13 protein-coding genes are annotated in these 12,333 nt (G+C 73.6%); 7 read left to right on the top strand and 6 right to left on the bottom strand.

Annotated elements, in window-relative coordinates; translation table 11 throughout:
- Nucleotides 1-46 precede the first annotated feature (46 nt).
- Complete coding sequence (locus tag ABD774_RS18430; protein WP_345044479.1) at nt 47-1,675, bottom strand: LamG domain-containing protein; 1,629 nt, start codon at nt 1,673-1,675, stop codon at nt 47-49.
- 228 nt (nt 1,676-1,903) lie between these two features.
- Complete coding sequence (locus ABD774_RS18425; RefSeq protein WP_345044476.1) at nt 1,904-2,440, bottom strand: GtrA family protein; 537 nt, start codon at nt 2,438-2,440, stop codon at nt 1,904-1,906.
- A gap of 34 nt (nt 2,441-2,474) precedes the next feature.
- On the opposite strand from ABD774_RS18425, the gene ABD774_RS18420 reads away from it, so the two are divergent.
- The 5 genes from ABD774_RS18420 (at nt 2,475) to ABD774_RS18400 (ending at nt 7,170) form a co-directional block, all read left to right on the top strand.
- Nucleotides 2,475-3,692: a 5-(carboxyamino)imidazole ribonucleotide synthase gene (locus ABD774_RS18420; protein ID WP_345044473.1), complete on the top strand. Its 1,218-nt coding sequence runs from the start codon at nt 2,475-2,477 to the stop codon at nt 3,690-3,692.
- A gap of 60 nt (nt 3,693-3,752) precedes the next feature.
- Entirely contained in the window at nt 3,753-4,280 is a 528-nt protein-coding gene (gene purE, locus ABD774_RS18415; RefSeq protein WP_345044471.1) for a 5-(carboxyamino)imidazole ribonucleotide mutase, read from the top strand.
- 37 nt (nt 4,281-4,317) lie between these two features.
- Nucleotides 4,318-5,301 (top strand): UDP-glucose 4-epimerase GalE, encoded by a 984-nt coding sequence (galE, locus tag ABD774_RS18410; RefSeq protein ID WP_345044468.1) that lies wholly within the window; start codon nt 4,318-4,320, stop codon nt 5,299-5,301.
- A gap of 245 nt (nt 5,302-5,546) precedes the next feature.
- Entirely contained in the window at nt 5,547-5,882 is a 336-nt protein-coding gene (locus tag ABD774_RS18405; protein ID WP_486327341.1) for a WhiB family transcriptional regulator, read from the top strand.
- Between the two features lie 82 nt (nt 5,883-5,964).
- Entirely contained in the window at nt 5,965-7,170 is a 1,206-nt protein-coding gene (locus tag ABD774_RS18400; protein ID WP_345044463.1) for an acyltransferase family protein, read from the top strand.
- A gap of 11 nt (nt 7,171-7,181) precedes the next feature.
- Here the strand turns inward: ABD774_RS18400 and ABD774_RS18395 are convergent, their stop codons facing one another.
- A complete protein-coding gene (locus tag ABD774_RS18395) occupies nt 7,182-7,601 on the bottom strand; it encodes a CoA-binding protein (RefSeq protein WP_345044461.1) in 420 nt (139 codons plus the stop codon).
- 67 nt (nt 7,602-7,668) lie between these two features.
- On the opposite strand from ABD774_RS18395, the gene ABD774_RS18390 reads away from it, so the two are divergent.
- Nucleotides 7,669-9,651, top strand: a complete 1,983-nt coding sequence (locus ABD774_RS18390; protein WP_345044458.1) for a DUF6541 family protein — start codon at nt 7,669-7,671, stop codon at nt 9,649-9,651.
- A gap of 131 nt (nt 9,652-9,782) precedes the next feature.
- Nucleotides 9,783-10,580: a CAP domain-containing protein gene (locus tag ABD774_RS18385; RefSeq protein WP_345044455.1), complete on the top strand. Its 798-nt coding sequence runs from the start codon at nt 9,783-9,785 to the stop codon at nt 10,578-10,580.
- Between the two features lie 7 nt (nt 10,581-10,587).
- On the opposite strand, the gene ABD774_RS18380 is transcribed toward ABD774_RS18385, so the two are convergent.
- From ABD774_RS18380 to ABD774_RS18370, 3 genes are all read right to left on the bottom strand, one after another.
- Nucleotides 10,588-11,139 (bottom strand): DUF4352 domain-containing protein, encoded by a 552-nt coding sequence (locus tag ABD774_RS18380; RefSeq protein ID WP_345044452.1) that lies wholly within the window; start codon nt 11,137-11,139, stop codon nt 10,588-10,590.
- The gene (locus ABD774_RS18375; protein ID WP_345044450.1) at nt 11,124-11,720 is read right to left on the bottom strand and encodes a hypothetical protein; all 597 of its coding nucleotides are present in this window, start codon (nt 11,718-11,720) and stop codon (nt 11,124-11,126) included. The genes ABD774_RS18380 and ABD774_RS18375 overlap by 16 nt, the downstream gene beginning before the upstream one ends.
- 22 nt (nt 11,721-11,742) lie before the next feature.
- Nucleotides 11,743-12,333: gamma-glutamylcyclotransferase family protein (locus ABD774_RS18370; protein ID WP_345044448.1), on the bottom strand; the 591-nt coding region annotated here is incomplete at its 5' end.

The following is a 12,333-nucleotide window of genomic DNA, read 5'->3' as shown; positions in this document are numbered from 1 at the left end:
CGGGTGCGGGCCCCTGGCCCTGCTCGGAGCGGTTCAGGAAACCGTTCTACGGGAGTCGGCGGACCCCGAGGGTGTCGCTGCCGTTGCCGTCCCAGTCGCCCACGTAGACCTCGTCGTCGACCCGGCCGAAGCTCTGGACCAGGTCCGCGGCGCCGCCCGAGATCGAGTTCTTGACGTGGTAGACGTTCCCGCGCCGGACGGCGAAGGTGTCGCCGTTCTGGCCGTCCCAGTCACCGGCCAGGACGATGTCGGTGGCCCTGCCGTAGGCGATCACCTGGTCCGCAGGACCGCCCGAGATGGAGTTCTTGACGTGGTAGATGTTCCCGCGCCGGACGGCCAGGGTGTCGCCGTCCTTGCCGTCCCAGTCACCCACGACGACCTCGTCGCCGGCCCGGCCGTAGTACACGATCTGGTCGGCCGGCCCGCCGGCGATGGTGTTCTTGATGTGGTAGGCGTTGCCGCGCCGGACCGCGAACGTGTCGTCGCCGTCGCCGTCCCAGTCGCCGACGAGGATCACGTCACCGGGCTTGCCGTAGACGATCACCTGCTCGGCCTCGCCGCCGCCGAGGACGTTGTTGATGTAGAACGTGTTGCCCCGGCGCAGGGTGATGGTGTCCTTGCCGTCGTCGTTCCAGTCGCCGGTGAAGACCTGGTCCGTGGGCCTGCCGTACTGGAACACGTGGTTCGCCTTGGCGGACCAGGAGTCGTTGAGGAAGAACCCGTGGGTCTGCTCGGCGACCGCGGTCGAGAAGGTGTGCGTCCACTCGGTCTTCGCGCCGGCGGCGATCACATAGCCGTCGGTCGCCCGGGCGGTGACCGTGACGGTGCCCGTGCCGGCGTAGGTGCCGGCGGGCTTCACCGCTCCGCCGACGAGGTACTCCACGCCCGTCTTCGAGGGGATGACGTACCTGTCGGAGGCCGTGCCGGACGCGTCGCTGAAGGTCACCGACGCCGGCGTGACGGCGACGTCCTGCTCGACGGGGGCGGCGTTCGGGTCCGCGTCCCTGAGCGAGGTGATCTCGGCGGGAGTGAGAGCCCGGTCGTAGATGTGCACCGAGTCGACAGCGCCGTCGAGCGGCGACGAGCCGTTGGACTGTGCGCCGATCGCCAGGGGGACGTCGTTCGTGTCGATCGCTGCGGGCCCCGGCTTGGCGGTCCGCGGAGCGCCGTTGACATAGAGGTTCATGGTCGTGCCGTCGTACACGCCCGCGAGGTGCACCCACTGGCCCGCGACGATGGCCTGGAGTCCGGTCCCGGAGTCCACCCGGTACGTGTTCAGGCCGGTCGGCTGGTTGAGCCGGAAGAAGGCCGTGCCGTCGTTGGACAGACTGAGCTCGTAGCCACCCGTGGTGCCCTGCACGGACTTTCTCACGATGGACGACGTGTCGAGCGTGTCCGGGCGCACCCACGCCGCCACGGTCATCGCCCCGCTCAGGTCGAGATCGGCGGAGTCGGGAATCGCGACGTGGCCGCCGGTGAAGTCCAGCGCCCCGGTGCCACGGTTCCCGGCGATCCGGGTGACCGAGCCCTGGATCGTGCCGTCGTTGTCACCGACCGAGTCCACGACGGCGGATCCGGAGCCTTCGTCCATCCGCCAGCCGCCGACCAGGCCGTCGGAGGTCGCCGCAGCGGCTCCGGAAACTGGTAGCGCCACCAGGGTGGCGCCGAGTGCCAAGGCCGCCAGCGATGGCAACGCTCTTCGCGGCCGGTGGATCCGCAATGTCTCTGACATGGTTCTCTCCGCCAAGTTGGTTTCTGCCACGGGCCGCCGCCGGTTGGCCACGGAGTGTGACTTGGCTCACCGTTGAGCCGTGCGCCGGAGTCTTGCAGAGCGTCCGCGATTGCGAAGTCGATTGACGGAAACGAAATCGGGATGCTTTCGTCGGCCCCGCGAACGTGCAGGTCAGTGCCGTGCGGTGAAGACCAGATACCGGTAGCAGAGGTACCGGAAGGCCGTGCCCAGCACCAGGCCCACGCCGTTCGCGGCGATGTTGTCCGCCAGCGGGGAGGTGAACCCGAGGACGTAGTGGCTCACCGCGAGGCAGCCGACCGCGATGGCCATGCCGCCGAGGTTGACCAGGACGAACATCGTCAGCTCGCGCCCGCGGGAGTCCCGTCGGGTCCCGGAGAACGTCCAGTAGCGGTTCCCCAGCCAGGCCACGAGCACAGAGACCGCGACCGAGATCACCTTGGCCGTGAGCGGCTTCTCGCCCAGCACCTCGCCGGGACCGAAGCGCAGGAGGTTGAACAGTCCGACGTCCACCACGAACGCCGTGCCGCCCACGGCGCAGAAGCGCACCACCTCGAGCAGCCAGGCGCCGAGGGTCTGGCCGCGCAGGAAGCGCAGCACGAGGCCGGGCGCGGGCGCGGGCGCCGCGGGAGCGGTCGGGCCGCCAGGGGCGGTCGCCTCCGTGGCGTTCTCGATGCCGGACCGGGTCACCGGTCCAGCGTATCCGCGGTTAGGCTCGACGATCGTGAATGCACCGGTCGTGGCAGTCGTGGGCGGGGGCCAGCTGGCCCGGATGATGCAGCAGCAGGCGATCGCGCTGGGGGTGCACCTGCGGGTGCTCGTCGAGTCGCCCACCGTCGCCACCGCCCAGGTGGTGCCGGACGCCCCGGTCGGGGCCGCGTCCGACGCCGAGGCGATCCGCTCGCTCGTCGACGGAGCCACCGTGCTCACCTTCGAGCACGAGCACGTCCCGAACGCGCTGCTGCGCGAGCTCGAAGCCGACGGCGTGCCCGTCCGCCCCGGGCCGGACGCCCTCGTCCACGCCCAGGACAAGATCGTCATGCGCACCCGCCTGACGGAGGTCGGCGCGCCGTGCCCGGCGTGGGCGGCCGTGCGCACCGAGGCCGAGCTCGCCGCGTTCGGCGACGCCACCGGCTGGCCCGTCGTCGTCAAGACCGCCCGCGGCGGCTACGACGGCAAGGGCGTGCGGGTGGTCCGCGCCGCCGCCGAGGCCGCCGACTGGCTCGGCGCCCTCGAGCCCGGCGACGCCCTGCTCGCCGAGGAGAAGGTGCCCTTCACCCGGGAGCTCGCGGTGCTCGTCGCCCGGCGTCCCACCGGCGGGCCCGACGGCGCGGGCGAGGTGTGCACGTGGCCCGTCGTCGAGACGGTCCAGCAGGACGGCGTCTGCTTCGAGGTGCTCGCGCCGGCCCCGGACCTCGACCCGGCGACCGCCGCTCGTGCGCAGGAGATCGGCGAGCGCATCGCCACCGGGCTCGGCGTCACGGGCGTCCTCGCCGTCGAGATGTTCGAGGTCCACCACGACGACGGCACCTCCCGCCTCGTGGTCAACGAGCTCGCCATGCGCCCGCACAACTCCGGCCACTGGACCATCGACGGCTCCGTGACCAGTCAGTTCGAGCAGCACCTGCGTGCGGTCCTGGACTGGCCGCTCGGCGGGACCGAGGCCAGCGCCGAGCACTCGGTCATGGTGAACCTGCTCGGCTCGGCGCTCGAGGACCCGCGCACCGCCTACCCCGAGCTCATGGCCCGCTACCCCGAGGCCAAGGTGCACCTGTACGGCAAGGAGGTGCGGCCCGGGCGCAAGCTCGGGCACGTCACCGTCACCGGGCCGGACCTGGCCGGAGCGCGGCGCGTGGCCCACGCCGCCGTCGCCCTGCTGCGCGGGGACGACGTCGAGGTCGAGGCGATCACCGAGGACGACGCCGACCACGTCGACCGCTGAGCGGACCCGGTGCCAGACTGGCGCGGGAGCCGGCGCGGGCCGGCGCGAGAAGGAGGAACGATGGGCGCAGCGGTCGGGATCGTCATGGGGTCGGACTCCGACTGGCCGGTGATGAAGGACGCCGCGGACGTCCTGGCCGAGTTCGACGTCGAGACCGAGGTCGACGTCGTCTCCGCGCACCGCATGCCGGCCGAGATGATCGACTACGGCCGCGAGGCCGCCGGCCGCGGGCTCCGCGTCATCATCGCCGGCGCCGGGGGAGCGGCCCACCTGCCCGGCATGCTCGCGGCGGTCACCCCGCTGCCGGTGATCGGCGTGCCGGTGCCGCTGCAGTACCTCGACGGCATGGACTCCCTGCTCTCGATCGTCCAGATGCCGGCCGGCGTCCCGGTCGCGACGGTCTCCATCGGCGGGGCGCGCAACGCGGGCCTCCTGGCCGCCCGCATCCTCGCCTCGGGCGGGGACGACGGCGCCGCGCGCCTGCGCGAGCAGATGGTCACCTTCCAGGAGGGGCTGCGTCAGGTCGCGCAGGAGAAGGGCGCGCGGCTGCGGGCCCAGCGCTCGGGCCGGGTGGGCTTCGGGTCGTGACCTCGGGGCTCGCGCCCGAGCCCATAGAGTTGCCGGCATGAGCACCCTGGTCATCGGCGGCGCCGGCTACATCGGCGCCCACGTGGTTCGTCTCCTGCTCCACCGTGGCGAGGACGTCGTCGTCGTCGACGACCTCTCGACAGGAGCCGCCCACCGGGTGGGCGAGGCGACCCTGGTCGAGCTCGACGTCGCCGGGCCCGACGCGCAGGAGAGCCTCGAGCTCGTCATGCGCGAGCGGGGCGTGACCTCCGTGATCCACTTCGCGGCCAAGAAGCAGGTGGGGGAGTCGGTGGCGCGGCCCACGTGGTACTACCGCCAGAACATCGGCGGCCTCGCCAACGTGCTCGCCGCCATGGAGGGCACCGGGGTGTCGAACATGATCTTCTCCTCCTCCGCCGCCGTGTACGGGATGCCGCCCGTGGAGGTGGTCACCGAGGGCACCGACTGCCGCCCGATCAACCCCTACGGCGAGACCAAGCTGGTCGGCGAGTGGATGCTGGCCGACTGCGAACGCGCCTGGGGCCTGCGCTGGGCCGGGCTGCGCTACTTCAACGTGGCGGGTGCGGGCTGGCCGGAGCTGGGCGACCCCGCCGTTCTCAACCTGGTCCCGATGGTCCTCGACCGGCTGGCGAGGGGGGAGCGGCCGAAGATCTTCGGCGACGACTACCCCACGCCGGACGGCACGTGCATCCGGGACTACATCCACGTCCTCGACCTCGCCCACGCACACCTGGCGGCGATGGACCACCTGAGCTCCGACGCCGAGCTGACCGAGCACGTCTTCAACGTCGGCACCGGCACGGGGGCGTCCGTGCGCGAGGTCATCGACGCCATCGGGGAGGCGTCCGGCCTCGACGTGACCGCCGACGTCGAGCCCCGCCGCGCCGGCGACCCGCCCCAGTTGATCGCCGCGCCGGACCTCATCCGCGACGTGCTGTCCTGGAAGGCCGAGCACGGCCTCGCCGACATCATCCGCAGCGCGTGGGAGGCCTGGCAGGCGGGCCCCCGCCGCATCGGCTGAGAGCCCCGGGGCTACGGGCGGCGGCGCGGGTCCACCTACGTCCACCCCCTTGAACGTCCCCCTCACCCTCAGGGTGGGGCGTCCGATTTCACCCTCCCCTCGCCTCCCCCACCCGGTTACGGTCGTCCATTTCCCGGTGTGTGATGGGCCACAGCCGCCGGGTCACCGGGCACCATCTCCCCGGCGCGACAAACCTTTGTTCTGACCGGCCACAGGGCCGGTCCCGCCTGAGGAGGACGCGCGTGATCGACGACAAGACCTGGGCGGGTTCGGCCGCCTGCGCGCAGACCTCGCCCGACACCCTCTTCGTGCGGGGCGCCGCTCAGCGCACGGCCCGGGAGCTCTGCTTCTCGTGCCCGGTCCGCATGGCGTGCCTGGTGGAGGCGCTGTCGAGCGCCACGGAGTTCGGCGTGTGGGGCGGGATGACCGAGCGTGAACGTCGTGCTCTCCTCAAGCGGAACCCGGACGTGACCGACTGGGCGAGCTGGCTCGCCGAGCACGGTCACGAGGTCGAGACGCCGTCGATGGCGGCGTCCCGGCGGCGGGTGGCCGCCCTGGGCGCCGCGGCGCGCGCGAGCTGACCCCCGCGCGGGCTCGCGCGTCGTGACCAGATCGTGACATTGGGGGTGCGGGACCGGGAGTGCCGACCTAGCGTGGAAGGCCATGGTCGCCACCCACGCCACGACAGCCACGCCGTCGGCTCCGCCCGCACGACCCCTCGCGGGGCCTGAGAACCGGTCGCAGACACCGGCCCGTCCGCGCCTGTACGCCATCGACGGTCTGCGGTTCCTCGCGGCGCTCGGCGTCGTGCTCTACCACTTCACGGCCCGGTGGTCGCAGGTGTGGGGCACCGAGCCGGGCCACGTCTTCCCCGAGATCGGCCCCGTGGTGATCTACGGCGTGCTCGGCCCGGAGCTGTTCTTCGTGATCTCGGGTTTCGCGATCCTCATGACGGCGTGGGGCCGGGACGTGCCCCACGTGGTCGCCTCCCGGCTGGCGCGGCTCTACCCGTCGTACTGGATCGCGGTGATCGCCACCTCGGTCCTGCTGCTGTGGATCTGGCCCGCGGGCAAGGACATCACGGTGGGCGAGGCGCTGGTGAACCTCACCATGCTGCAGGAGGCCTTCGGCGTCCGGCACGTCGACGGCGTCTACTGGACGCTGTGGACGGAGCTCCGGTTCTACGTGCTCATGGTGCTCTTCGTCGCGTGGGGCATCACGCGACGCCGTCTGCTCTGGGTGTGCGCCCTGTGGCCGCTCGCGGCGCAGGTGGTCCACGAGCTCCAGGTGCCGTGGCTGGGAGAGGTCCTCGTCGAGCAGTACGCCCCGTTCTTCGCGGGCGGCATGCTGATCTACCTCATGCACCGGGAGGGCCGGTCGCGGGCCGCCTGGCTGATCGTGGCCATGAACGCGGCGCTCGCCGTGCGCAACACCGTGCCGTGGCAGATGCACTCCGTCAGCACGAACACCGTCTTCACCCCTGACCCGTGGGTGCTGGCCGCGCTCACCGTCGGGTGCTTCGCCGTCGTGGCCGTGCTGACGCTGACCCGGGTCCAGCGCCTGCCGTGGGCGTGGCTGATGCCGGTCGGCGCCCTGACCTACCCGCTCTACCTCGTCCACGAGTTCTGGGGCTGGTGGCTGATCGACAACCTCGCCGGCCACGCCGACCGGTGGGTGGTCCTCGCCGCCGCGGTCGCCTTCTCCCTGGTCCTCGCGTGGCTCGTCCACCAGGCGGAGAAGCGGCTCGGACCACCGACGAGGCGCTGGATCGAGCGCACGCTGCGTCGTCGTCCCGCCCCCTCGCCAGCCCGGCAGCCCGCCCCGGCGAGGGCGCGGGACCGGCGGGACGGCGCGGCCGCCCCGGCCTGAGCGCGGCGGGGTCAGCCGATGCCGAGAGCCGGTGCCTCCATCGCCGGGCAGGTGTCCATGACGACGGCGAGCCCGGCCGCACGGGCACGCTCCGCGGCCGCCTCGTCGACCACGCCGAGCTGCAGCCACACCGCGCCGGCGCCGACGGCGATCGCCTGGTCGACGACGTCGCCGGCGAGCTCCGACCGCACGAAGACGTCGACGACGTCGATCCGGCCCGGCACGTCGGCCAGCGTGGCGTACCCCGGCGCGCCGTGGACCTCCTCGGCCTTCGGGTGGACCGGCACGATCTCCATGCCCAGGTCGTCCCTGAGGTACCTCGCGATGCTGTAGGCGGTGCGCGCGGGGTTCTCGGAGAGCCCGACCACGGCCCAGCGGCCGGGAGTGGTGAGAAGGCGGCGGACGACGGCCGGATCGTTGGTGTGAGCCATGCCCGCAAGCCAACCACGTCCGCTGATACCTTCCACCCGTGCGCGACGCCGTCGGGACGGGGGTCCCGTGACCTGGGGTGAGACCGTCCTGCCGGGTCTGGCGCTGTGGGCGGGGCTGGTCCTGCCCGGCTGGGCGTTCCTCCGGCCGCTCGGGGTCCGCGGGCTCGTCGCAGTCGGCGCGGCACCGGCGGCGACCACCGCGGTGGCGGGCGTCCTGGGTCTCCTCTACCCGGTCCTCGGGGTCCGGTGGACCCTCTCCTCCGCCGTCGTGGGTCTGGCGGCCGGCGTGCTGACCGCCGCCGCGGCCGGGGCGCTGCTCGGCACCGCACGCCGTCGGGGCTCGGACGAGCGCCACGCGCCCTGGCTGCCTCCGCCGCTGGCCGCCCGCTCGGCCGGCCTGCTGACCGGGTCGCTCGCGCTGGCGTGCGTGCTGGTGTGCGTCCCCATGGCCGTGGGTATGGGGACGCCCGACTCGCCCGCGCAGGCCTGGGATGCGGTGTTCCACCTCAACGCGATCGAGTCGGTCCGCAGCACCGGCAACGCCTCCACCCTCGGCGGCCTCGCCGGGCTGTACGGGGGCCGGGCCGCGTACTACCCGGCGGTGTGGCACGCGATCGTGGCGGTCGCGCCCGGGTTCGACCCGGTGCCCGCCGCCGCCGGCACGGCCGCCCTCGTGGTCGGCGGGCCGGTCTGGCTGGTCGGCATCGCCGCCTTCACCCGCGCGATGCTGCCGGACGGGGCGCTGCCCACGCTGGTCGCCCCGCTGCTGGCAGCCACGTTCGTGGCCTTCCCGGTGGTGGTGCTCACCGTCCTGGCCCAGGGGCCCATGGGGCTGAGCGTCGCGCTGCTGCCCGGCGTGCTCGCGCTCCTCGTCGTGGCGCTGCGGACCCGATGGTTCTGGCCGGCGAAGGTCTCCGCGGCCTTCGCCCTCGGCACGGCCGCGGCGGGGGTCGCGCTGGCGCACGGCTCGGGGGCGTTCTCGCTGCTCGTCCTCGGCGGCCTCCCGAGCGTCGTGATCCTGGTGCGGCAGGCGCGCCAGGGATGGGCCGCCGGGCGGCCCCGCGCGGTGCTGGCGGGCGTCGCGGTCGCGGCGGTCGTCGCGGCGGCGACCGCCGCGCTGCTGGCCACCTTCCCGGCGTTCCTGGCGACCCTGTCCTACGAGCGCGCTGGTGCGGGGAGCTACCTGCCCGTGCTCGCCAAGCTCGTCACGGACACCCCGCAGGTCTACTGGTACGGGATGGGCGCGGGCAACGCGGTCGTGACCGCGCTGACCCTCGCCGGGATCGTGCTGAGCTTCCGGCTGCGCCGCGGGCGCCGCCTCGCGGCCGTCCTCGTCGGCGCCGCCGCCCTGGTGCTGCTCGCCGCCGGCCCGCCGGAGAACCCGCTGCGGTCGCTCACCGGGTTCTGGTACACCCAGGCGGCCCGCATCGCACCGCTCGTCGTGATCCCCGCCGTCGTGCTCGCCGCGGGCGCGTTCGCGGCGCTCGCCGAACGGCTCGACGGCCGCCTCCACGCCCGGGCGCCCCTGGTGCCGCCGTGGGCTGTGCCGGTCGCCCTGCTCCTCGTGGTCGTCACGTCCACCGCGGGGGCCAGGTGGGACCTGAAGGTGGCGATCACCGCCTCCGTGCACGATCCCGGCGCCGTCGCCTGGGGCACCATGCTCACCGACGACGAGCTCGACATGATCGAGCGCCTCCCCGGGCGCCTGCCCGAGGGGTCCGTCGTGCTCGGCGATCCCTTCAACGGCTCCGCCTACCTGCCCGCCCTCGCCGGTGTCGACGTCGTCTTTCCCCAGCTCGGGCCCCTGGGGGGCGAGGACCGGCAGCTGCTCGAGAGGTCCTTCCGCGACCTCCGGCAGAACCCCGCCGTCTGCCGGGCCGTGGAGTCCCTGGGCGTCACGCACGTCTACACCGACACGGCCGGCGCGGACGACGGGGCCAAGGTGCACGCGCGCACCGCCGGCCTGCGCGACGTCGACACCTCCGCGGGGTTCACGCTCGTCGACCGCGGGGGGACCGCGAGCGTGTGGCGGCTGACGGCCTGCGGCTAGCGTGCCCCGGGCGCTTCCGTTATCGGACTGTGATCTTTGCCTCTGAGCGTCCGATCGACTTTATCGGACGGGGGCGACCTCCCTAGCCTCGACCGCGGTCCGGAACACCGACGCGAGGAGCAGACGGGCACATGATCAAGCGAGCGGCTCTTGCCGCGGCAGGGCTGGCCGTGGGGATCGGCGTGGCAGCCGGCGTCTCCCAGGCCGCCGTCGGGCCCGTCTCCGAGCTCACCACCGCCCACGTGTCCACCGCCGAGCGACCGCCGAAGCCGAAGGAGGCGCTGGCGACCGCCACACCCGCGCCCGGGCCCGAGCGGACCGCCGACGCGACTCCGGCGCCTGCAGAGGCGCCCACCGAGGTCCCGGTCGCCGACGCGACCGCGGAGGCGCCCCCAGAGCCCACGGCCCCGGTGGAGGAGCCCGCTGCCTCCCCGGAGCCGGAGCCGACGGCGGAGGAGACCGAGGACGCCGCCGCGCCGGAGTCGGCGCCCGCCCCGGCCCCCGCACCGGAGGCGCCCGAGGCCGGCTCGTCGGCGACCGCCCAGGACGGCTTCGACCAGCGCATGGTCGCCCTCATCAACGCCGAGCGGCAGGCGGCCGGCATGGCGCCGCTGCAGTACTGGGGCGGGCTGCGCGCCGGCGCCCTGGCGCACTCGCGCTGGATGGACGGAAACGACTTCGAGCACGCCTCCGACGGCACGATGGACGCCGACACGGCTGCGGCCGGCTGCTCGGGCGGCTGGGCCGAGAACATCTACTGGGCCTCGGACACCGGCACGTCGCCCGAGGCGGCGATGCGCTCCTACATGGAGTCGCCCGGCCACCGGGAGAACATCCTGCACCCGGAGCTGCGCTACGTCGCCACCGGCACGGTCATGACCGACGGCGGGCTGTTCAACACGCAGCGCTTCAGCTTCGACTGCGCCTGACGCCGGCTCAGTACTCCCAGACCAGGACGTCGTCGCCCTGGCCGTGGCGGATCAGGCCGTGCGGGGCCGCCGAGTCCAGGACGAGCTTCCCGCGCACCGGATCGCCGGGCGGCACGAACGGCGGAACCAGGTCGGCGTCCTCGAAGCAGGACCACGAGGCCTCCGTCGTCGACACCTGCTGGGGGGTGCCGCCCGCGTCGGTCAGCTGGAAGGCGCCGGGCGGCAGCGGGACCGGCTCGTGAGCGCCCGCGACCGCCGTCACCTCCAGCACGACGAAGTACCCGAGCTCTGGCGTCTGGGTGGGCACCGCCCGGCCCGGACAGCTGTCGAGCACGCTGACCTCGCGCACGGTCAGCGTCAGCGCGCCGTCGCCGCCGAGCGAGACCGGCTCACCCAGCGCCACCGGCCGTCCGGGCGCGGCACCTGACGTCGTGGCGGGCCCGGCCGGAGTGCCGCCGGCCGACGGCGGGGCCGTGGTCGTCGAGCAGGCCGCCAGGAGCAGGACGCCCGCGACGACGGCCGCACGGAGGGGGCGCGGCGCCGTCAGCCGAACGGCCATGCCCAGCCGCCCGTGCCGTCCGGGTCGTACACCACGGTGCCGCTGCTGGTGCGCGAGTCGAGCACGATCTTGCCCGTGACCAGGTCCCCGGGCTCGACGAACGGGGGCGCCAGCTCGTCGTCGTCGAGGCAGGCCCAGGCGGCGGCGGTGGCGGCGGAGTCCTGGACGGTGCCGTCCGGCGCGACGATCCGGAACGCCTCCGGCACGAGCGGGAGGAACGCGTCGGTGCCGGGGGAGACCTCGCGGGCCATCTCCGCGGCCATGTGCGCGCGCACGTCGACCGTGACGAAGTGACCGTGCTCCGGCACGGGGTCCACGCCACGCCCCGGGCAGGTGCGGGTCACGTCCACGCCGAGCACCGTCAGGGCGAAGAGCGTCGACGACGACCCGGCGGCGCTGAGCCCCGCGGACTCGCCGATCTCCTTGGGAAGGTGCTCCGGCGCGGCAGGCTGCTCGGCGGGAGCGGAGGGTGGCGTGGTGCCGGGCTCCTCGGTCTGCGCGCTGGCGAGGGAGCCGGCGCCGAGGCCGACCGCGAGGATCGCCGCGCCCGTGGTCAGGGCGGCCGCCCGTCTGGTTCGCATCAGGTCTCCCGTTCCGCAGTGCTCATCGCCGGAGGAAGTCGCCGGAGGAGATGATCGTGCCGTTCGTGCGCAGGTAGCTCGACATCCGCGGCGAGGTCACGTACACCCACGACGTCCTGCCGTCCCGGTCCGTCATCAGCGTCCGGACGTAGGTCTGGGTGTCCGCCGCCCGGGTCGGGTCGTAGCGCTCGTACCGGTCCAGCCGCGCGACCGTGTCGTCGTACAGGTCCGTCCGGAGCTGCATCCGCTCGCCCAGGATCCCCGTCCTGTTGCTCCCGTTCGGGACCGCGTACGGGTAGGACGTCCCGCGCACCATGTACAGGTCCAGGCCGGGAGTACGGGTGTAGGCCTCCGCGACGGTGCGGCCGGTGAGGAGGTAGTGGCCCGCCTGGCCGCTGCGCAGGGTGCCGTAGACGAAGACCGACGGGCGGGATGTCGGGGCCGCAGGGGCCGCAGGGGCCGACGACGAGCCGCGCACCGCGACGATGGTGTCGACGGCGCCCCAGTTCCAGCCGATCTGGGTGGAGCCGGTCTGGAAGCCGCCGGTGCCGTTGCCGCGGTAGAGGTAGAGGGTCTTGCTGGTGGCGTGGCGGGCGATGAGGTCGGGGCGGCC

The sequence above is a fragment of the Georgenia daeguensis genome (assembly GCF_039537705.1).
In the GTDB taxonomy this organism is placed as follows: domain Bacteria; phylum Actinomycetota; class Actinomycetes; order Actinomycetales; family Actinomycetaceae; genus Georgenia; species Georgenia daeguensis.
This window is presented reverse-complemented; position numbering and strand designations above follow the sequence as displayed.